Source organism: Krasilnikovia sp. MM14-A1004 (assembly GCF_047159485.1).
Taxonomy (GTDB): domain Bacteria; phylum Actinomycetota; class Actinomycetes; order Mycobacteriales; family Micromonosporaceae; genus Actinoplanes.
In genome coordinates this window covers 2,437,824-2,459,055 of the sequence record NZ_AP038773.1, presented here as the reverse complement: position 1 = coordinate 2,459,055, position 21,232 = coordinate 2,437,824, and the positions used below count along the sequence as shown (strand labels likewise).

Sequence of the window (21,232 nt, the reverse complement as noted above, 5' to 3'; positions counted from 1 at the left end):
GGTAGCGGTAGGTCGACGGAGGGAAACCCATGGGCTCGACGTCGGCGCTGCCCGCGCCCATCGTGCCCGCAGGCCCGCTGGCGCACCTGCTGGCGGCCCATGTACACGAGCTCTACCTGCGGGCCGACTACGACGCGGCCCTCGAGATCGCCGACGAGTACGAGTGGATCGCCCTCGCGTTCCACGACCGGGAGACCGCCCGCGGCGTGCTGCAGGCCCGCCTCTACGTGCTCACCGAGATGGGCCGCAACACGGAGGCCGAGGCGTTCGGGCGGGCGCTGCTCGGCCGCGTGGTGTCCCGTGTCGCCCGGGCGAAGGCGAGCGCCGACCTGGCCGACGTACTGGTCCGGCTCGGACGCCTGGAGGACGGCCTGCACCTGCTCGCGGCGGCCATGAACATCCTGGAGACCTGCCCGCGGGACTGGCGTTACTACTCCGCACTGTCCTCGGTGGTCGAGCCGGCCCGGTGGGTCGAACTGTACGAGCTGGCCGATCAGGCCTCGATCGCCGACCCGCGCTGGTTGGCGGACCCGGAGCGCCGCGCCATCCACGCCGGCCAGCGCGCCGAGTCGCTGCTCGAATGGGCGCTGCGGCTCGAACACGTCGGCCGCACGGAGGAGGCGGAAGCCCGCTACCGGGAGGTGATCACGTTGATGCGGCCGTGGGCGGATCCGGCGGCGGCCGCCGAGTTCGGCGGGGACCACAGCCTGCGCGTCGCCAAGCTCGCGTGTGCGCTCGCCAAGACCGGGGAGGTGGCGCCGGCCCTGGAGCTGGCGGTCGCCGCGATCGCCGGCCTGCACGCCAAGGGACGCGGATTCGACGCCCGGCTGGCGCACCTCGCGTACGGGGTGGCCCTGCGCAGCGCCGGGGACTTCGCGGCGGCGGCCCGCGAGCTGATCATGGGCGAGCAGATGTGTACGGATCCGGGCGCGCGCGGACACCGGCAGATCTTCCAGTACGAGCTGGGCCTGCTGGCCGCCGAGTCGGCACCGGGACCGGCCACCCAGCACCTGATGACCGCGTTGCGTGCCCTTGCGCAGCAGCTCTGGCGGCTGCGGCTGGACCGGGTGGCGATGTTGCGACAGGCGCGCCGCCGGGTGCAGCTCGAGGCCGCCCACGCCCACGCGGACCGCGCCGCGCAGACCGACCCGCTGACCATGCTGGCGAACCGGCGCGCCTTCGACCGCCGGATGGCCGATCTCGGCGGGGACACCGCCACCGGACCGATGTGCCTGCTGCTCGTCGACCTCGACCGGTTCAAGCAGATCAACGACGGCTTCTCGCACGCCGTCGGCGACGCCGTCCTGCGCGAGATCGGCCAGGTGCTGCGCTCCGAATGCCGGGCCACGGACCTGGCCGCTCGATTCGGCGGCGACGAGTTCGGCGTCTTCCTCGCCACGGACACCGAGACCGCGGCCCGCGTCGCGACCCGGATGCGGGACGCGATCCGCGATCGCGAATGGCACCGGATCGCCCCTGGCCTACGGGTCACGGTCAGCATGGGCCTGGCCCCGGCGGAACCCGGCATGACCGGCGCCGACCTCTTCGCCGCCGCGGACGAGCAGCTCTACCGCGCCAAACGCGCCGGCCGCGACCGGCTGGCCGCGTAGGGGGCCGGCACACCTGCTCGCCAGTTCGCCGTTCCGGCCGGCCGGTCGGGAGGTCCGTGCCGCCCGTCCGGTGGCGCGTCAGGGCCGAAGGGATGAGCTGCACCCGGCCGGCAACCGTGCCGCACCGGGTCCGCACCCATGATCTCTGAGCCTTGGATGTCCGGGCCCACCGGTGGCCCGCGATCGGGGGATCACGTGGAGCGCACCAGCGCACCCGGCACGGCCGTCACACCACCACCCGTGGGCACACCGGACACGGCGCCGAGCCGTACCGGGCCGTCCGCGCGGGTGTCGCTGGCGCGCACCGCCGCGTTTGCGAGCGTGTACGCGGTGGCACTGCTGGTCGGGCGGATGACCGTGCTCGACGGCAGCAGCCTGGCGCTGGTGTGGCCCGCCGCGGGTGTCGCGGTGGTGTGGTTCTGCGTCCAGCGCCACGCCCGTACCCGGTGGGTGGACGTGTGTGCCCTGCCCCTGATCGCGCTGGCGGGCAACGTGGCCACGGGTATCGCCCTGCCCGCCGGCATGGCGCTGGCGGCGGCCAACCTGGTGCAGGCCGTGGTGTTCGTGTGGCTCCTGGGGCGCTGCCGGCCCACCCTGTGGGGGGCCGACGGCGGCGCCCGCCTGTCCGCGCCGCGGGACCTGGCCTACCTGCTGGGCGTCACGGTCGCCGCCGCCACCGCGAGCGCGGCGTTCGCTCTCACCGGTCTGTGGCTGGCCGCCGCGCCGATGTCGTGGCTGATCGTCGCGGACTGGATGGCCCGGCAGGTCGCCAGCATCTTCGTCCTGGGCACCGCCGGGCTGTGGTTCGGCCCCGCCATCAGCGGATTCCGGGCGCGGTACGAGTCGGTGGCCGGCTGGTGGCACGCCACCGACCGGGCGTTGCGGGCGATGCCGGCATGGCGGGTCACCGAGTACCTGGCCGTGGCGTTCTGCTCCACCGTCGCCTACCTGCTCGGGTTCGTCTTCGACCACGGTCTGCCGCTGGCGTTCCCGCTGATCGCGCTGACGGTGTGGGCCGCCATCCGGCTGCACACCAGCTTCCTGGTCGTGCACCATCTGATCTTCGGCGCGGCGGCGATGCTGTTCACCCTGCACGGCGAGGGCCCGATGGCGACCATCGCGGACCCGCACGCCCGGGCCATGACGGCGCAGGTGTACGTGGTGCTGATCGCCGCCGTCGGCCTCGCCCTGGCACTGGGCCGCGACGAACGCGCCCTGCTGATGGCCGAACTGACCGCCCAGAAGGAAGAGCAGACCCGGCATGCCGCGCTGATGAGCGCGGTCGTCGACTCGATGGCCGACGGCCTGTCGCTGGTCGACGCGGACGGCCGGGTCGTGCTGCGCAACCCCGCCGGGGTGCGGCTGCTCGGGCCCCCCGGCGCCATGCGCGACATGCAGAGCCGGGCACATCACCTCGACGGCAGCCCGGTCGCCCTGCCGGAGTTGCCGCCGGCGCGGGCCCTGGCCGGTGAGCAGGTCGAACCGGTCGACCTGCTGTTCACCGACCCGGACGGCCGCGACGGGCGGATCCTGCGCGTCTCAGCGACCCCGCTGCCCGGCTGCGACGGCACCCGCAACGCCGTTGTGCTCTACCACGACGTCACGGCCGAACGCCGCCACCGCGACCAGCTCGCCACGTTCGCCGGCGCGGTCGCGCACGACCTGCAGAGCCCGCTGACCACCGTGGAGGGCTGGTCCGAGGCCGCCCACGACGCCCTGGCCGCCGAACAACCCGCGATCGGGCTGGCCCGCGACGGCCTCAGCCGGGTCACCCGCGCCGCCGTACGCATGCGCGGGCTGATCAACGACCTGCTCACGTACACCGCCGCCCGCGACGCCGACCTCAGCCTCACCCGGGTCGACCTGGCGGGCCTGGTCGCCGACATCGCCGCCGGTCGCGCCGACACCGCGGCCGCCGCCGGTCAGCCGGTGCCGCAGGTCGCGCTCGGCCGGCTCCACCCCGTGCATGCCGACGCGGGCGCGGTCCGGCAGCTGCTGGAGAACCTGATCGGCAACGCCATCAAGTACACGACCCCCGGCGCCACCCCGCACGTGCGGATCACCAGCACCGACGTGGGCGGCTTCGTGCAGGTCACCGTCGCGGACAACGGCATCGGCATCCCCGCCGGGCAGCACGAGGCCATCTTCGACAACTTCCACCGCGCCCATCCCGGCGCCGGATACACCGGAACGGGCCTCGGCCTGGCCATCTGCCACCGCATCGTCACCCGCCACGGCGGCACCATCACCGCCGACGACAACCCCGGCGGCGGCGCCCGCTTCACCTTCACCCTGCCCACCACCGACCCGCTGGCCACCCCGGCGGATGCCCTGCCGCGTGCCCTGTTCACGGCACACACACCCGCGGTCGCCGGCCGCCCGGTCACCCACCCGGCTCCCGCCCGTCCCGCCGCCTGACCCGGCGGCCGCCCCTGGTCCTCAGGAGGCTCCCAGCCCGCCGTGCTACCGATGAGTCGGCGAGAGGAGGCTCCGGATGTCCGTACGATCCGGCGGCCAGCGCCGCGCCCGCGCCGCGCTGACCGATCTCGGCGCCGTGCTGCTCGTGGTGTGCGCGCTGGCCGTGGCGGCCGCGATCCCGGCCGCCGGCCTGGGCGCCACGGCGGCCCGGCTGATCCGCGGGCGGCATTTCGGGCTGCCCGCCGAACTCCTGACCCCACCGGTGCAGCGGCTGACCCGCGTCTACGCGAACGACGGCACGACGCTGCTCACCACGTTCTACGACGAGGACCGGCAGGAGGTCCCCCTCACCCGGGTCGCGCCGGTGATGCGCGAGGCGATCGTGGCCGCCGAGGACAGCCGCTTCTACTCCCACGGCGGGCTGGACCTCCGGGGTGCGCTGCGGGCGCTGGTCAGCGACAGCCACGGCGCCCGGCAGGGCGGATCGACGCTGACCATGCAGCTCGTGCGCAGCGTCCTCAAGGAGGATCCCGACCTGACCGCGGCGCAGCGCCGCGCGGCCACCGCCGACACGGCGGCCCGCAAGCTGCGCGAGGCGGCGTACGCCGTGCAGCTCCAGCACCGGCTGAGCCGGGCGCAGATCCTGCAGGACTACCTGAACGTCGTGTACTTCGGCGGCGGCGCGTACGGCGTCGAGGCGGCCAGTCAGCTGATCTTCGGGGTCGGCGCGTCGCGGCTCGACCTGGCGCAGGCGGCGCTGCTGGCGGGCATCGTCCAGTCCCCGGAGACCGACAACCCGGTCGACGGTGACTGGACGCGCGCCCGCACCCGGCAGGGCTACGTGCTGGCCGCGATGGTCCGGGCCGGCATGATCAGCCCGGCGCAGCAGGCCGCCGCGACCGCGGAACCGCTCACCCGCGCGGGCACCCTGCCGCCCGACGGGTGCGTCGAGGCCGCCGGAGCCGCGCAGGCGTGGGGGTTCTTCTGCGACTACCTGCGGCGCTGGTGGGACGCTCAGCCCGCGTTCGGCGCCACCCCCGCGCAGCGCGACGTGGCCCTGCGCCGGGGCGGCTATCGCGTGGTCACCACCCTGGACCCGTACGTGCAGCAGTCCGCCGCGACGCAGTCGCGGTCCGTGTATCCGGCGCACGACCGCCGGGCGCTGCCGATCGCCGTGCTCCAGCCCGGCACCGGGCGCGTGCTGGCGCTGGCGGTCAACAGGCGCTACGGCACCGGCCCCTCCCCCGCCGACACCGTCAACCCGCTGGTCACCGGCGGCGGCCGGCTGTACGGCTACCCGTCCGGATCCACGTTCAAGCTGTTCACCATGCTCGCCGCGCTCCAGGACGGCCGGCCGCTCGCCACCGCGTTCGACGCGCCGGCCCGGCTGCGCACCCACTGGCCGGACACCGGGCCGTACGCCTGCGGCGGGCGGTACTGTCCGCGCAACGCGAACCCGTCCTGGATGGACGGGCACCGCACGATGTGGAGCGCCTTCGGCCGCTCGGTGAACACCTACTTCGTGCACCTCGAGGAGCAGGTCGGGCCGGAGGCGGCGGTGGCGGAGGCACGCAAGCTCGGGATCGGCTTCGCCGCGCCGCGCGACGCCGACATGGCGCGGGACGCGGCCGGGTGGGGATCGTTCACCCTGGGCGTGGTCGACACCACGCCGCTGGAGCTGGCATCCGCGTACGCCACGATCGCGGACGACGGCAGATACTGCCGCCCGGTGCCCGTACAGTCGATCACCGATCCGCGCGGGAGCGCGGTGCCGGTCCCGGCGGCCTGCCGGCAGGTGCTCCCGCCGGACGTGGCCCGCGCCGCGGCGGACGCCGCCCGCTGCCCCGTGGGCGAGCAGGGGCCGTACCACCGCTGTGACGGCGGCACCGCGACACAGGTGGGGCAGATCTTCGACGGACGCCCCGTCGCCGGGAAGACCGGCAGCACCGAGGACAACACCACGGAGACGTTCGTGGGCTTCACGCCGACGGCCGTGGCCGCCGGCATCGCCGCGGACCCGGCCGACCCCACCGACCGGGTCGGCAGCACAGTGGAGGCTCAGGTGGTCACCGCCGTGGCCCGGACCCTGCTGGCGGCGGTGGGCGACGGACCCTACCCGCCGTTCACGCCACCGGATCCGGGCATCGCGACCGGCTGATTCCAGCCGCTTCCTCACAGCCTGAAGGCGGAGGCCATCGAGCGGGCGTCCCGAGCGCAGCCCTGGGGCGGGAGCCGCAGCAGTTCGCGTCCGGCGGCCGAGACCTGGTGGAACAGGTTGTCGCCGGTGAGCCGGTGGTATTCGGGTGCCTTGTCGTCGCAGACGCCGTGGGTGGATCCGCTGGTGAGCAGGATGTAGGCGGCGAGTGAGGGACACGCGCGGGGATATCCCGCCTGAAGGTGACGCGCGGTCCCGTACCGGTCGGCGAGCCGGTTGAGGTAGCGGGCTTCCGGGTCACCGATGATGTCGCCGTACTCGTGGTTCTCCTCCATGATCAGCAGCACCTTGGTGGCCGGGTGCGGTGCTGCCCGTGCGCTACCGGCCCGGCTACGCGGTTCACTGCGGATCCGGTGCATCCGCCACGGCCGGCGCGACGGGCAGCCGCAGGCGCATCGCCGCGCCGTCGCTCCGGTCGTCGACGGCCAGGGTTCCGTCGTGGGCGGCGACGAGTTCATGGGCGATGGGCAGTCCGAGTCCGGCGCCGCCGGCGGTCCGGGAGCGGCTGTCGTCCAGTCGGACGAACCGGTCGAAGATGCGGGCGTGGTCACGTGCGGCGATCGGGTCGCCGTCGTTCGCGACCACGATCTCGGCCTGTCCGGCGTCGGCGCGCAGGTTGATGGTGACCCGGTGGCGGGCGTGGCGGGCGGCGTTGTCGACGAGGTTCCGCAACGCCCGTTGCAACGCGTCTGCGTCGCCGTGGACCCGTACCGGGTGGACCTCTCCGTCCAGCCGCAGGCGGGGATGCTGCAGGGTGAGCCGTTCGCGTTCGGCGTACACCAGGTCGTCGAGGTCGACGTCGTCGTGGCGCAGGCGCAGGCCGTGGTCGTCGGCCTTGGCCAGCAGCAGCAGGTCCTCGACGAGGCGGGCCATGCGGGTCGTCTCGGCGTGGATGCGGTACACCGAACGGGCCGCATTCTCGGCGGGGACGGTGGCTTCCAGCAGCTCGGCGTTGGCCTGGATGGTGGCCAGGGGGCTGCGCAGCTCGTGGCTGGCGTCCGCGACGAATCGGCGCTGGGCCGCGGAGGCGGTCTCGATGCGGTCCAGCATCGTGTTCATGGTGGTGGCCAGCGCAGCGACCTCGTCGTCGACGGCGGGTACGGGAAGCCGCGTGTGCAGGCTGCGGGAGGTGATGGTGGCGGCCTGTCGGCGCATCGCCTCCACCGGCTGCAATGTGCGGCCCACGAAGAAGAACGTGGCGGCGCCCACCAGGATCGCGAGCACGGGGAAGCCGACCAGCAGCGCGGCGACGACCGCTTCGGTGCCGTCGTCGACGGTGTCCAGCGACTCCCCCACCAGGACGGTCCGCCGTCCGGCCGCGGTGTCGACCCCGGCCGCCACGATGTGGAACGGGTCGTCGCGCGCCTCCGCCAGCCGGCGGGTCTCGGTACGGCGCTGACCGGCGCCCGGGCGTAGCGGTGACATCGGCGGTGCCCCCGTGATCGCCTCCGACGCGGCGACGACCCGCCCGGCCGGGTCGAGGACCTGCACGACAGTGCGCTGGCCGGGACCCGGGCGCAGCACCGTGGCGAGCGTGCCCGGGTCGTTGCCCCGCACGGCGGTCGTGACCTGGCCGGCACGGTCCCGGGCGGCCCTGTTGACGTTGTCGAGCAGGATCTGCCGGGTGATCACCATCAGCACAGCCCCGGACAGCGCGGAGGCGACCCCGACCACCGCGGCGGCGGCCAGCGCCGACCGCATCCGCACACCGAACCGCAACCGCGTCCCGGCCGGCCGTCGCAGGCTCATCCGCACCCTCCTCCCGTCATCGGCGACCCCACGTCCGGCGGGCTGAGCGCGGCCCAGAGGTCGCCCGGCGTGCACACCGCCTCAGCGGGCACCGGCCAGGGCCGGGGACAACGCACCGACCCGCTGCTCGCGGCGGTGCGCGTACGCCATGAGGCCGAACAGGACGGCCAGCAGCACGATCGAGGAGCCGAGCGTGCCCAGCGCCAGCCCGCCCTTGGCGATCGGCTTGGTGAGGAAGTCGCCCGCGGTCGCCCCGAGCGGGCGGGTGAGCACGAAGGCGCACCAGAAGATGAGCACGTTCGGCACGGCGCGGACGTACTTCAACGACAGCAGCACCCCCAGCACGCCGGTGATCAGCAGGGCACCGCCCGCGTAGCCGAGGCCCGAGCTGTCGGACAGGAAGTCACCCATCGACGTACCCAAGGTGTTCGAGACCAGGATCGCCGCCCAGAACAGCACCTCACCCCGGAACGTGTCGATGTCGCGGATGGCGAAGGTCAGGCCGGTGGCCTTCCACACCACGAAGATCGCGATGAGTACGGAGATGAGGATGGCCGCGCCGGTCGGGTAGCCCAGGCCCAGTCCCTGCGGTCCCCAGCCGAGGCTGTCGGTGCCCTTCGCGAGGTAGCGGGCGCTGGCGTCGCGGTTCATGAAGTCGGACATCGTGGTGCCGGCCATGCTGGTGGACAGGATGACGGTCCAGTAGAAGAACGGGTTGTAGCGCCGCGCCCGCAGCTGGATCACCAGGGTGACGACGAAGACGGCGAACAGCGCGATCGTCGTGAGGAAGTAGCCGAGCTTGAGGGTCTGGGCGAACAGGTCGCCCGCGGTCTCACCGAGTGTGGTGGCGGCGATCTTCATGATCCAGAAGGCGAGGGTGACCTCGGGGAGCTTCTTCAGCGCGTACCGTCCCGCGCCCGCGAGGTCGGCCTCGCTGAATGGTTCACGCAGAGTCGTCATGTATTTCCTTCTCCTCACCGACCTGGTCGCCGGCCGGCACAGCCCGGCAGTCCGGACGAATGTGGCAGAACCAGGGTGAGAAACACCTGAAGACCGGCCCCGGCCGCCTACTTGACAGCCCGCGACGGGGCCGGACCGCTCGGTACGGTGTCGCCATGCGCCAGCCGATGTCGCCCGGGTGAGCTGGCAGACCGGGCTGACCGCCCTCGCCGCCGGACTGCTCATCTCGGTCGTCACCGTGCCCGCCGGGGTGTCGGGGGCCGTCTTTCTGCTGCCGGTCCAGCTCAGCGTTCTGCACGTGCCCAACCCGGCGGTCACCCCCACCAACCTGCTCTTCAACGTCGTGTCCGGGCCCGGCGCCCTGGTGCGTTACCGGCACACCGGCCAGCTCGCCGGTCCCCTGGCCCGGCTCCTGATCGCCGGCACCCTGCCCGGGGTCGTCCTCGGCGCGGTGATCCGGGTGTTCGCCGTCCCCGGACCCGGGGCCTTCCGGCTCGTGGCCGCCGCGGTGCTGCTCCCGCTCGGACTCTGGCTCTGCCTCCGTGCCCGGCACCCGAGCAGCCGCGACCGGCCACCGCTGCGGCGGCGCACCATCCTGGGCCTCAGTGTCGTCGTCGGCACGATCGGCGGGATCTACGGCATCGGCGGCGGATCCCTCCTCGGCCCGATCCTGGCGGGCCGGGGAACGCCCATGACGCTCATCGCCCCGGCCGCACTCGCCTCGACGTTCGTCACCTCCGCCGTCGGTGCACTCACGTACGGCGCTCTCTCCCTGATCGGTGGTGGCGACATCGCCCCGCAGTGGGCGCTCGGCCTGCTCTGCGGGGCAGGCGGGCTCGTCGGCGGCTACCTCGGCGCCCGGCTGCAGCCGCACCTGCCCGAGAGTGCGTTACGGATGCTCCTGGGGACGCTGGCCACCACCCTCGCCGCGGTCTACGTCGTCCAGGCCGTCGGCTGACCCGTCACGACGGCGTCTCGGGCGGCGCGGCGCAGGGCCCGCAGCCGGCGGGCCTCCTGCGGGTCGGTCGCCGGAATCGCGGCCAGCAACTCCCTCGTGTACGGGTGCTGCGGCTGCTCGTACAGCCGGGCCGTCTCCCCGATCTCGACCACGGTCCCGTTCGCCAGCACGGCCACCCGGTCGGCGATCTGGCGCAGCACGCCCAGGTCGTGGGAGACCACCACCAGGGTCAGGTCGAGTTCCCGCCGCAGGTCCTCCAGCAGCGCCAGGACCTGCGCCCGGGTGGTGACGTCCAGCGAGGACACCGGCTCGTCGCACACGATCAGCCGGGGCTCCGGGGCCAGTGCGCGGGCGATGCCGGCCCGCTGGCGCATACCACCGGACAGTTGATGCGGGAACCGGTCGTACTCGGCAGCGCCCAGGCCGACCCGGTCGAGCAGGTGCTCCACGCGCGGCCGGGGATCGCGTACCCCCTGCAGGCGCAACGGATCGGCGATGCTCTCGCCGACGGTCCGCCGGGGGTTCAGTGAGGACAGCGGGTCCTGGAAGATCATCTGTACGGAGGCACCGCGCCGCCGGGTGATGTCCGCACCGTCGAAGGTGATCCGGCCCCGGCTCGGTGCGACGAGGCCGACCATCATCCGGGCCAGTGTGGTCTTGCCGGTGCCGGACTCCCCCACGATGCCCAGCGTCTCGCCGCGCCGCACGTCGAGCGTGACGTCGTCGACCGCGCGGATCGGTGCGGGGCGGCGCCACGCGCCGCGCCGGGGCTGCGGGAAATGCTTGCGTACGCCGTCGAGCCGCAGCACCGACGCCCCGGCGATCTGCCGGGGTGCGGTGGGGCGCGGGACCGCGTCGAGCAGCGCCCGCGTGTACGCGTGCCGCGGCGCCGACAGCACAGTGTCCGTCGGTCCGTGCTCCACCGCGACACCGTCGCGCATCACCACGACCTCGTCTGTTGAGCCCGCCACCACACCCAGGTCATGGCTGATCAGCAGCAACGCTGCGCCGGTCGTGGTACGCACCTCGTCGAGCAGGTCGAGGATCTGGGCCTGCACGGTCACGTCGAGCGCGGTGGTCGGCTCGTCGGCGACGATGAGTCCGGGCCGGCAGGCCAGCGCCATGGCGATCAGCGCGCGTTGCCGCATGCCCCCGGAGAACTGGTGCGGATACGCGCCGGCCCGCCGGACCGGGTCGGGTATGTGCACCTGGCCGAGCACCTCGACGGCCCGTTGCCGGGCGGCGCGCCGGGAGGCACCGGTGTGCCACCGGTAGACCTCGGCGATCTGGTCGCCGATGGTGTGGAACGGGCTGAGCGCCGTCAGCGGGTCCTGGAACACCATGGCGATGCGTACGCCCCGGATCCGCCGCCAGTCGTCGGGGCCCGCGGCCGTGAGGTCGGTGCCGTCGAAGCTGATCCGCCCGGTGATCTCGGCACCAGTGTGCAGGCCCAACAGGGCGAGCGCGGTGGCGCTCTTGCCGGATCCCGACTCGCCGACGATGCCCAGCGACCCGCCCTCCGCCAGGTCGAAGCTCAGCCCGTCGACCGCGAGCCGGTCACCGAACCGGATCCGCAGATCCTGGACACGCAGCCCGCTCACCGCAGTTGCACCCGCGGGTCGACGGCGGCGTAGAGCAGGTCGGCGAGCGTGTTGGCGGCCATGATGAGCACCCCGGTGAGCAGGGTGACCCCGACGACGACCGGCAGATCGATCTGGTTGACCGCGCCCACCAGCAGCTGGCCCACGCCGGGCAGGCCGAACATCGTCTCGGTGAGCACGGCGCTCGTCATGATCGCGGCGAGGTCGATGGCGGTGAGCGTGACCAGGGGCAGCAGGGCACCGCGCAGCGCGCGCCGCCGGATGATCCGCGACTCCGGCAGGCCGTACGCGCGGGCCGTGCGGATGTGGTCCTCGGCGAGGGTCTCCTGGATCCCGGCGCGGGTGAGGCGGGCGTAGGCGGCGGTCTGGATGACCGCGAGCGAGACCCAGGGCAGCAGCAGATTCCGCGCCCAGGCCGCCGGGTCGGTGGTGAACGGGACATAGCTGGGGAACGGCAGCCATTGCAGGTGGACGCAGAACAGCAGCAGGAGCAGCAGCCCGACCAGGAAGACCGGCACCGCGTACCCGGTCAGGACCAGCGCGTTGACCAGCCGGTCGAGCCAGCGCAGCCGGCGCACGCCGACCAGCACGCCGGCGCCGACGCCGGCCGCGAGCGAGAGCACCTCGGCCCCGAACGCCAGCGACGCGGAGACCGGCAGCCGGTCGGCCAGCAGCGCGGTCACCGGCTGGTCGGTCTCGAACGAGTAGCCGAGGCACGGCGCCGGGCAGTGCCGCACGTCCGCGCCGGCCGGGTAGTCGCGGCCGACCACCAGCCCCTCGAGGAACTCGGCGTACTGGACGGGTACCGGCCCGTCCACGCCCATCGCGTGCCGCACCTCGGCGAGCCGCTCGGGCGTGCAGCCCTTGCCGCAGGTGAGCACCGCCGGGTCGGACGGCGCGAGATAGAACAGTCCGTAGAGCAGCAGGGAGAGCCCGGCGAGCACGAGCAGCGCCCCGGCGAGGCGGCGCACCAGGTAGCCGATCATCCCGCGCTCTGCCGGGGGTCGAGCACGCGCCGCAGCCCGTTGGCGACCAGCACGAAGGCCAGCAGGGTGAGGAACAACAGACCGCCGGGGAGGAGCACGTACATCGGGTCGGCGCGGAACCAGGTGGTCGCGCTCGACAGCATCTGCCCCCAGGACGGGGTGGGCGGGCGCACCCCGATGCCCAGAAAGGACAGCCCCGCCTCGACGACCATGGTGGCGGGCAGCAGCAGCGCCGCGTAGGTGAGCACCGGGGCGGCCAGCCCCGGCAGGATCTCCCGCCGGGCGACGCGGAACCGGCCGGCGCCGGACAGCCGGGCCGCGGCGACGTAGTCACGGGTACGCAGGGTCAGCGTCTCGCCGCGGGTGATGCGTGCGGTGCCGCCCCAGCCGAGCACGGCGATCACGGCGGCCAGCAGGGCCGGGCGCGGCCAGTCCGCCGGCACGATGGCCAGCAGCGAAATGGCCAGGACCAGGCTGGGTACGGCGAGGACGAGGTCGATGAGACGGCTCAGCGCGGCGTCGGCGTACCGGCCGCCGAGGCCCGCGGCCGTGCCGACGAGCAGGCCGAGGAGCACCTGCAGGACGGTGGCGCCGACCGCCACACCGAGCGACACCCGGGCGCCGTGGACGACCCGGGCGAACAGGTCGCGCCCGGTGGCCGGCTCCACCCCCAGCCAGTGTTCGGCGCTGACGCCGCCGAGCGGGCCGAGCGGCACACCGCCGCGGGCCGAGTCGAGCAGATCGTCGTGGTAGGTCGTGTAGTCCTGCCCGGCCAGCGCCGTCAGCAGCGGCGCGGCGACGGCGACCAGCACCATGGCCAACGCGATCGCGGCGCCGACGACGAAGCCGCGGTCTCGCGTGAGCCGGCGCCACACGCTCACTTGACGGATATCCGGGCGAGGTCGTACTGGCCGCGCCAGCCGTCGGGCACGGCGTTCCTGACGTTCCTGCCGTACAGGTAGACGTCCTTCTCGTGGGTGAGCGGGATGACCAGGGCGAGCTTGCCGATGCGTGCGTCCAGGGCACCCCAGCGGGCGGCGGCCGCGGACGGGTCGGTGAGCGCGTTGATGGCGTCGATCTCGGCGTTCACGGCCGGGTCGTCGTACTGGGCGAGGTTGAAGTTGCCGCCGGCCGTGATGATCTGCCGGCCGTCGAAGACCGGGATGAGGAACGGCCCGCCGGAGGGCCAGTCGGCGCCCCAATACTGCAACGACAGGCCGGGCTGGGTGGCCGGCTTGCCGGTCACGTCGCGGTAGGTGGCACTGTCGATGGCCACCAGGTCGACGGTCACCCCGGCCTGCTTGAACGCCTCCTGCACGGCGGCCGCGACCTTGGGTCCGATGCCGTTGGCGTCGTCGTTCTCGTGGGCCAGCTCGATGGTGAGGCCACTGTGCCCGGCCTCGGCGAGGATCTTCCTGGCCTGTTCCGGGGCACCGGTGGCGCCCGCCGGGAAGTAGTCGTAGGGCTGATAACCCAGCGCCGGCTGCGGCGGCAGGAAGGTGGTGGACGCGCCGGAGACGGCCGTGCCGCCCTGCGCGTTGACGACCGACGTGCGGTTGATCGCGTACGCGAGGGCCTCGCGCACCCGTGGATCGTCGAACGGCTTCTTCGTCGGGTTGAAGGCCAGATAGTAGGTGGCCGGGAACTCGCCGCGGGAGACCCGGCCGTCCAGCGCCGAGCCGGCGCCGAGCTGGGCGAGCTGTTCCGGCCCGACGACCGCGTCGGTGGTGACGGCGTTGGCGTCCGGCCCGGCGCCGGTGACGAGGCGCTGGTTGATGACCGCGGGGTCGAGACCGGCGGTGACCTCGATCCGGTCGGGGCAGGCGTAGCGCAGCGGGTCGCTCTGCCAGGACCAATGCGGGTTGCGCACGAGGACGAGGGACTTCTTCTTCGCGTACGACTCGACCCGGTACGGGCCCGACGAGACCGGGTGGTTCTCGTAGTCGGCCCCCCTGTCCTTCGCCTTCGGCACCGGCGCGAACTGGGTGGCCGTGGCCAGGTAGGGGAAGTCGCCCTCCGGCTTGCGCAGCTTGAACACGATCGTCTTCTCGTCCGGCGTCTCGATCGCCGCCAGCCCCTCGGGCTGCTTGTACGGCCCCTGGTAGCCGGCGGCACCGGTCAGCCAGTCCCGCAGGTACGGCGCACCGCCGGGCAGCTCGGGGGCGAACGAGCGCTCGATGCCGTACTTGACGTCGGCCGCCGTGATCGGCGTGCCGTCCTCGAAGACGATGTCGTCGCGCAGGTGGTAGGTCCACGTGCGGGCGCCGTCGGACGGGGTGCCGAGGTCGGTGGCGAGATCGGGCGCCGGTGTGGTGCCTGCCTCGCCGGGCAGCCGGTTGCGGGTGGTCAGCGTGCGGAACAACAGCGACGGGATGTTGCCGCCGCCGGAGGTGTAGAGCCGGGCCGGGTCGAGGTGGGTGATGCCGCCCTGGTTCAGCACCGTGAGCGTGCCGCCCTGGCAGGTGGCCGGGTCGAACGGGGCGGACGTCGTGCCGCCGTCACCACCACCGTCGCAACCCGCGAGCAGCAGGACCACGACGAGGCCGACGGACACCGATCTACGCATGACGGATTCCTTCCCCGCTCCGGACGGCGGTGACGCTAGTGATCTCCACTCCGCACTGTCACGCTCATGAGACCCATTCCACATGGACCCTATGTACTCAGTAGGCGATTGACAATCGTGGATACTCTTCAAATCCCATAGGCTAGGAGGTATATTGACCGTCCCGGGCCGACCGGGATTCACTGTCTCCACACCGGTCACCCCCGCTTCCGGTCGCCACCGCTGAGGAGGAACTGTGATCGACATGGTGGATCTCACCGCCGACGTCCTGGTGGCCGGCGGCGGACCCGCCGGAGCCTGGGCCGCACTCAAAGCCGCCCGGGCCGGCGCCGACGTGATCCTGGTCGACAAGGGTTACACCGGCACGAGCGGCGCCACCGCCGCCGCCGGCACCGGCGTCTGGTACGTCGAGCCCGAACCCGCGGCCCGCGAGGCGGCGATGGCCAGCCGGGAGCACCTCAACGGCCACCTGTCCGACCGGCACTGGATGGCCCGGGTGCTGGACCAGACGTACGCCAACGTCCACGAACTCGCCACGACGGGGCGGTACCCGTTCCCGGTCCTCGCCGACGGTTCCGAACTGCGCCGGGGCGTGCAGGGTCCCGAATACATGCGCCGGATGCGGGCCTGGCTCAAGCGCAGCGGCGTACGCATCCTCGACCACAGCCCGGTCCTCGAACTGCTCACCGACCCGACCGGCGCGGTCGCCGGGGCGGCCGGCCACCGGCGGCAGCTCGACCAGCCGTACCGGGTGCGCGCCGGCGCCGTCGTGCTCGCGACCGGCGGCTGCGCGTTCCTGTCCCGGGCGCTGGGTTGCGACGTCAACACCGGCGACGGCGCGCTCTTCGCCGCCGAGGTGGGCGCGGCGCTGTCCGGGATGGAGTTCTCCAACGCGTACGCGATCGCTCCGGAGTTCTCCTCGGTGACCAAGACGGCCTACTACAACTACGCGACCTTCTACCACGAGGACGGCACCGTCCTCGACGGGGCGGCCAGCCAGCGCGGCCGCTCGGTGATCGCGCGGGCCCTGCTCAACGAGCGGGTCTTCGCCCGGCTCGACCTCGCCGACGAGACCGTGCAGGCGGCCATGCGGCGGGGCCAGCCCAACTTTTTCCTGCCGTTCGACCGGATGCGGATCAACCCGTTCACCGACCTCTTCCCGATCACGCTGCTGCTGGAGGGCACGGTGCGCGGCACCGGCGGCGTACGGGTGGTCGACGAGGACTGCGCGACCGGCGTGCCGGGCCTGTACGTGGCCGGCGACGTGGCGACCCGGGAACTGATCTGCGGCGGCTTCACGGGCGGCGGGTCGCACAATTCCGCGTGGGCCATGTCGTCCGGGACCTGGGCGGGCACGGCGGCGGCCCGGCACGCGGCGGCCCTCGGCCCGGCGGCGCGCCACCGCAGGCTGGTGCCGGCCGGCCGGGCCGGCCTGCGCCCCACGGGCGCCGTCACCGACGATCACCGCTGGGTGGTCCGCGCGGTGCAGGCCGAGACGCACCCGTACGTGAAGAACTACCTGCGTCGCGGCGACGTGCTCGACCAGGCGCTCGCGACGCTCGACGATCTCTGGGCCGACACCCGCGCGCACCTGCGCGGATCGCCCGTCGAGTCGCGGCAGGCGGCCGCCATGGTGGCGCATGCCCGCTGGATGTACACGGCCGCCCTGGCCCGCACCGAGTCCCGCGGCATGCACAAGCGCCTCGACCGCCCGGAGACCGACCCGGCGCAGCGCCACCGGCTCACGGTCGGCGGCCTCGACGAGCTGTGGACCTCGCCCGATCCGGTACGCCCGCACACGCCGCTCGACCTGGCGGTGGCTTCGTGATCGAGCTGGTCAGCGCCGGCCGCTGCGTCACCTGCGACCGATGCGTCGAGGCCTGCCCGACCAACGTGTTCGACCGGGGCGCCGACGGCGTCCCGGTGATCGCCCGGCAGGCCGACTGCCAGACGTGCTTCATGTGCGAGGCGTACTGCCCCACCGACGCGCTGTTCGTGGCGCCCGGCGTGGCACCGCTGGCCGCCGGTGACCCGCTGCGCGACGAGGAACACCTCGTCACGGCGGGACTGCTCGGCAGCTATCGCGCCGGCATCGGCTGGGGTCACGGGCGTACGCCCGGGTCGCGCCTCGCCGTCGGCCCCGACATCACTGCCCCGGCCGGTGTCACGGCACAGCGGACCAGCGCCTCGAACGGGGATGCGTGAGGTCCCCGGCACGCCAAGGGCATCGTGAGCGGTCCGCGGGCCGATAGGCTGCGGTAATGGCCGACGAGGACGTGATCCGGGAGCTGCTCGCGGCGATTCCCGCGGGCTGCACCTGGCTGGCGCCGGTCACGGGTGACGACGGCACGGTCACCGACTTCCGGATCGCCGCGACCAGCGACCAGATCCACGACATCTACGGCCGCGGCACGCAACGGCTCGGCGGCCGGCTCAGCGAGCAGTACCCGTCCATGGTGGGTGGCCCGCTCTGGCTGCTCTACCTGGAGGTCATGCGCACCGGCACGCCCGCGAAGCTGGACGATTTCCAGTTCGCGCAGTCCCGTCCCGGCGTGGTCGCCGAGTCCCGCTTCCAGGTCAGTGTGCAGCGGGTGCTCGGTGGCCTGCTGGTCTGGTGGGAACGGGTCGACGAGCACCGCCGTCGGCTGGAGAACACGGAGCTGCTCGGCAGCCTCGGCTGGGCGGAGTACGACCTGACCACCGGCCGCTCCGACTGGTCTCCCGGGATGTACCGGATCTTTGCCCGCGACCCCGCCGACGGCCCGCTGCCCCGCACCGACCAGGCGGCCGCTGTCCTGCCCGAGGACCGCGGGATCGCCGAGGCCGCCTGGCAGACCCTCGATTCCGGGACCGCCTCCGACGTCACCGTCCGCTTCCGGATCGGCGACGCGGTCAAGCACCTGCGGATCCTCTCCGACCTGGCCCGGGACGCGGAGGGCCGGCAGGTGAAGATCTACGCCGTCGTGCAGGACGTGACCGCACGGGTCGCCTCCCGCACCGAGATCGAACGGCTCAGCGACCAGGTCCGGGTCCGTGAACTGACCGCGATCGCCGAGCACCGGCTCGCCCGGCAACTGCAGCAGATGATCCAGCCGGTGCCCGCCGGCCCGTTCGACCTGGCCGGCCTGGAGGCGATGGTCAGTTACCTGCCGGCGGAGAGCGCCATCGCGGTGGGCGGCGACTGGTACCACGCGCAGACCCTGCCGGACGGCCGGGTCGCTCTCGCGGTCGGTGACGTGGCAGGGCACGGCGTGGACGCCGCCAACGGCATGGCCCACCTGCGATTCGCCCTGGTCGCGTGGCTGTCCGTGGGCATCCGGGATCCGGGCCTGCTGCTGCATCACCTGAACCTGCTGTGCATCCAGCTGGGCATCACCGGCACCGCGGTGATCGGCGTGTACGACCCCCGCACCCGCCTGCTGCCCTGGGCCCGCGCGGGCCACATGGCCCCGCTGCTCGGCCGCGACGGGCACAGCATCGGCCTCGAACCACCGCCCGGGCTGCTGCTGGGCGCCCAGCCCGAGGTCGACTTCCCGGTCGCCACCGTCGGCCTGCAGCCCGGCGACCTGATCCTCTTCTACACCGACGGGCTCGTGGAACGCCGCGGCGACATCGCGGTGCGCGCCGCCGAGGTGTGTGCCCACCTGAGCGCGGTCTCCGCCGATCCGGGAGTGGATCCGCTGCCGCGGCTCCACCGCCTGCTGCACGCGCCGAGCCCGGATGACGACACCTGCACCCTGGCCGTGATCGTCACCTGAGCCGGGTCAGAGTTCGAGGCAGAGCCGGACCAGGGTGCCGCCCGGCACCTCGACCATCTCGACCGAGTCGCAGATCCGCTCCACGAGGGCCAGGCCCCGCCCGCGTAGCGCCTCGGCCGACGGCATCGCCCGGCCGAACGACCGCGGGCCGCCGCCGTCGACGACCTCGCAACACACCCGGCCGGTGTCGCCCCAGACCCGGACGTACCCTCCGCCGCCGGCGTGTTGGAGGGTGTTTGTGGCCAGTTCGCTGACCGCGACAGTGAGCAGGTCGATCCGGTCGGCCGCCAGACCCAGCGCCCGAGCCTGCTCGGCGACGAAGGCACGCACCGAACTCAGATCGCCGGGCTCGGAGTACGTCATGCCCACGGAGTCGACGGGATGCTCAGGCATGGCCACGCTCTTCGGCCGGGGCCTGCAGCAGCGCGTCCAGCCCGGTCAGCTCCAGCACCGCGGCAACCACGCCGCCCGCATTGACCACAAAGAGCCGACCATTGCGGCCGCGCGCCGCGTGATGGGCGGTGACCAGGGCGTGCACGCCGGTGGAGTCGAAGAAGCCCACTCCCGCCACATCAACGAACACCGATTTCTCGCGGCTCACCGCATCCAGCAGGACGGCGGTCAACTGATCGCGGGCATTGAGGTCACAGTCGCCCCGCAGCACCACCGTGACCCGGCCCTCCCCGACGGCCGTCACCGCCTCGAAGCTCGCCATGCGAACCGCCGCACCCTTTCCCGGCCGGGCACCTGCCTGCCGGTCCCCATCATGGCACCCGGCGACACACGGGGTGCGAGCGATGGACAGCTTGGCGCCGCCCGCCGCGATCCCCGTCGTCGACCCTCCGGCCCGGGTTGAGGATCGGCGCTCGGACGGCGATAGTGGTCCCGTTGTCGCGGACATCCTGAAGGAGATCGATGGCCGAGGGTCGCGTCGTGTCCATCTCCACCGGCGACCTGCGCGGCACGGTCACCGGCGACGTCGCCCGCTTCCTGGGCATCCCGTACGCGGCCGCCCCGTTCGGCCCGAACCGGCTTCAGCCGCCGCGTCCCGTCCAGCCCTGGCCGGGCGAACGCGACGCCACCCGGTTCGGCGCGACCGCACCGCAGGGCAGGTATCCGCGATATCTGCAGAAGATCCTGCCGGAGGTCGTCATCGCGGGCGACGACTGCCTGAACCTGAACGTCTGGACCCCGGCCGCGATGACCGGTGGGCTGCCGGTGCTGGTCTGGATCCACGGCGGCTCGTACACCAACGGCTCGGGCTCGGTCGCCGACTACGACGGTTCGCACTTCGCCGAGAGTGGCGTCGTCTGCGTCACCATCAACTACCGCCTCGGCGTGGAAGGGTTCCTGGCCGCCGAGGGCAGCACTCCGAACCGCGGCATGCTCGACATGGTGGCGGCGCTGCGCTGGGTCCGGGACGAGATCCCGGCATTCGGCGGCGACCCGGCCCGGGTCACCGTCGCGGGGGAATCGGCCGGTGCGATGGCGATCTCCGCGCTGCTCGCCATGCCGACGGCGTCCGGGCTGTTCTCCGCCGCCGTCCTGCAGAGCGGCGCCGCCGCGCACACCCTCAGCGCGGAGTCGGCCCGGCTGGTGGCCGCGCATGTGGGCGCGACCCTGGGTGTGCCGCCGACCATCGACGCGTTGGCGCCGCTGCCCCCACAGGTCATGCTCGAAGCGGCCAGCGCGGTGACGGCCGCGGTCATCGCCGGCGACGCCGCGGACTGGGGCGAGCTCGGCGTCCGGAAACTGCCCTTCGGACCGTACGTCGACGGTGAGGTGCTGCCGATGGCGCCGCTCGACGCCATCGCCGCGGGCGCCTCGGCCGATGTCCGGTTGTTGCTGTGCACCACGCGCGACGAGTGGCGGCTCTTCGTCGTACCGAATCGGGTCATCGACGCGGTCGACGAGCCGATGCTGACCGCCAGAGCCCGAGCGATCGGCCTGTCCCCGCACGGCCTCGACGCCTACCGGGCGAGTCGGCCGGGGGCCTCGCCCGGTGAGTTGCTCTCGGCGATCCTCACCGATTTCACGTACCGGCAGCCGCTACTCGCGCTCGCGCGGGGCCGGCCGGCCGATGCGGCACCGACGTGGATCGCCCGTTTCGACGGGATCGACGCCGTGGACAACCACGGGCTGGGTCCGTGCCACACCGCGGAGATCCCGTACGTCTTCGGTACCGCGACCCGGCCCGTGATGCACCCACGGCTGGGCACGCATCCCGCTGCCACCATGGTGGACACGATGCACGGCGCCTGGGTCCGGTTCATCCGCGACGGCGATCCGGGCTGGGCCGCCGCCGACCGGACCGGCCGCCCGACCGCCCTGCTGGGCGAACGCATCACCGTGGTCCCGGACCCGGACGCCGCGGAGCGGGCGGCCTGGTCGTGACGCGTGGCCCGGTGGCG

17 protein-coding genes are annotated in these 21,232 nt (G+C 73.2%); 8 read left to right on the top strand and 9 right to left on the bottom strand.

The features are described from left to right. Positions 1-29: 29 nt before the first annotated feature. From ACMCNN_RS11240 to ACMCNN_RS11230, 3 genes are all read left to right on the top strand, one after another. A complete protein-coding gene (locus ACMCNN_RS11240) occupies positions 30-1,610 on the top strand; it encodes a diguanylate cyclase (protein ID WP_412746118.1) in 1,581 nt (526 codons plus the stop codon). Between the two features lie 195 nt (positions 1,611-1,805). Beyond that, on the top strand, positions 1,806-4,028 hold the full coding sequence (locus ACMCNN_RS11235) for an ATP-binding protein (protein ID WP_412746117.1): 2,223 nt from the start codon (positions 1,806-1,808) through the stop codon (positions 4,026-4,028). Between the two features lie 76 nt (positions 4,029-4,104). Continuing rightward, positions 4,105-6,186: a transglycosylase domain-containing protein gene (locus tag ACMCNN_RS11230; RefSeq protein ID WP_412746116.1), complete on the top strand. Its 2,082-nt coding sequence runs from the start codon at positions 4,105-4,107 to the stop codon at positions 6,184-6,186. 14 nt (positions 6,187-6,200) lie between these two features. Here the strand turns inward: ACMCNN_RS11230 and ACMCNN_RS11225 are convergent, their stop codons facing one another. From ACMCNN_RS11225 to ACMCNN_RS11215, 3 genes are all read right to left on the bottom strand, one after another. Continuing rightward, positions 6,201-6,518 (bottom strand): hypothetical protein, encoded by a 318-nt coding sequence (locus tag ACMCNN_RS11225; RefSeq protein WP_412746115.1) that lies wholly within the window; start codon positions 6,516-6,518, stop codon positions 6,201-6,203. A 64-nt stretch (positions 6,519-6,582) separates the two neighbouring features. Next, positions 6,583-7,992 (bottom strand): sensor histidine kinase, encoded by a 1,410-nt coding sequence (locus ACMCNN_RS11220; RefSeq protein WP_412746114.1) that lies wholly within the window; start codon positions 7,990-7,992, stop codon positions 6,583-6,585. A gap of 81 nt (positions 7,993-8,073) precedes the next feature. Further along, a complete protein-coding gene (locus ACMCNN_RS11215; protein ID WP_412746113.1) occupies positions 8,074-8,952 on the bottom strand; it encodes a hypothetical protein in 879 nt (292 codons plus the stop codon). Positions 8,953-9,130: 178 nt separating this feature from the next. Between ACMCNN_RS11215 and ACMCNN_RS11210 the strand changes: the two genes are divergently transcribed. Next, on the top strand, positions 9,131-9,910 hold the full coding sequence (locus ACMCNN_RS11210) for a TSUP family transporter (RefSeq protein ID WP_412746112.1): 780 nt from the start codon (positions 9,131-9,133) through the stop codon (positions 9,908-9,910). Here the strand turns inward: ACMCNN_RS11210 and ACMCNN_RS11205 are convergent. The 4 genes from ACMCNN_RS11205 to ACMCNN_RS11190 are packed head-to-tail and all read right to left on the bottom strand — an operon-like array spanning position 9,886 to position 15,063. Next, on the bottom strand, positions 9,886-11,511 hold the full coding sequence (locus tag ACMCNN_RS11205) for a dipeptide ABC transporter ATP-binding protein (RefSeq protein WP_412746111.1): 1,626 nt from the start codon (positions 11,509-11,511) through the stop codon (positions 9,886-9,888). The two genes, ACMCNN_RS11210 and ACMCNN_RS11205, sit on opposite strands and share 25 nt — an antisense overlap. After that, positions 11,508-12,497 carry an ABC transporter permease gene (locus ACMCNN_RS11200; protein ID WP_412746110.1) on the bottom strand — a complete coding sequence of 330 codons (990 nt, stop codon included), beginning with the start codon at positions 12,495-12,497 and terminating at the stop codon, positions 11,508-11,510. Before ACMCNN_RS11200 ends, ACMCNN_RS11205 begins: the two co-directional genes overlap by 4 nt. After that, positions 12,494-13,378, bottom strand: coding sequence for an ABC transporter permease (locus tag ACMCNN_RS11195; RefSeq protein ID WP_412746109.1), 885 nt, complete (start codon positions 13,376-13,378; stop codon positions 12,494-12,496). The genes ACMCNN_RS11200 and ACMCNN_RS11195 overlap by 4 nt, the downstream gene beginning before the upstream one ends. Next, a complete protein-coding gene (locus ACMCNN_RS11190; RefSeq protein WP_412746108.1) occupies positions 13,375-15,063 on the bottom strand; it encodes an ABC transporter substrate-binding protein in 1,689 nt (562 codons plus the stop codon). The genes ACMCNN_RS11195 and ACMCNN_RS11190 overlap by 4 nt, the downstream gene beginning before the upstream one ends. 244 nt (positions 15,064-15,307) lie before the next feature. Between ACMCNN_RS11190 and ACMCNN_RS11185 the strand changes: the two genes are divergently transcribed. Genes ACMCNN_RS11185 through ACMCNN_RS11175 form a run of 3 tightly spaced genes read left to right on the top strand, consistent with a single transcriptional unit; the run spans position 15,308 to position 18,821 of the window. After that, complete coding sequence (locus tag ACMCNN_RS11185) at positions 15,308-16,891, top strand: FAD-dependent oxidoreductase (RefSeq protein ID WP_412747136.1); 1,584 nt, start codon at positions 15,308-15,310, stop codon at positions 16,889-16,891. Next, positions 16,888-17,268 carry a 4Fe-4S binding protein gene (locus ACMCNN_RS11180; RefSeq protein WP_412746107.1) on the top strand — a complete coding sequence of 127 codons (381 nt, stop codon included), beginning with the start codon at positions 16,888-16,890 and terminating at the stop codon, positions 17,266-17,268. Before ACMCNN_RS11185 ends, ACMCNN_RS11180 begins: the two co-directional genes overlap by 4 nt. A 56-nt stretch (positions 17,269-17,324) precedes the next feature. Next, complete coding sequence (locus ACMCNN_RS11175; protein WP_412746106.1) at positions 17,325-18,821, top strand: PP2C family protein-serine/threonine phosphatase; 1,497 nt, start codon at positions 17,325-17,327, stop codon at positions 18,819-18,821. Positions 18,822-18,827: 6 nt separating this feature from the next. On the opposite strand, the gene ACMCNN_RS11170 is transcribed toward ACMCNN_RS11175, so the two are convergent. Together ACMCNN_RS11170 and ACMCNN_RS11165 are read right to left on the bottom strand one after the other, a co-directional pair. Further along, complete coding sequence (locus ACMCNN_RS11170) at positions 18,828-19,214, bottom strand: ATP-binding protein (protein WP_412746105.1); 387 nt, start codon at positions 19,212-19,214, stop codon at positions 18,828-18,830. Then, positions 19,207-19,536, bottom strand: a complete 330-nt coding sequence (locus ACMCNN_RS11165) for an STAS domain-containing protein (protein WP_412746104.1) — start codon at positions 19,534-19,536, stop codon at positions 19,207-19,209. Before ACMCNN_RS11165 ends, ACMCNN_RS11170 begins: the two co-directional genes overlap by 8 nt. Positions 19,537-19,736: 200 nt before the next feature. Between ACMCNN_RS11165 and ACMCNN_RS11160 the strand changes: the two genes are divergently transcribed. After that, a complete protein-coding gene (locus ACMCNN_RS11160) occupies positions 19,737-21,215 on the top strand; it encodes a carboxylesterase/lipase family protein (RefSeq protein ID WP_412746103.1) in 1,479 nt (492 codons plus the stop codon). Positions 21,216-21,232: the final 17 nt, after the last annotated feature.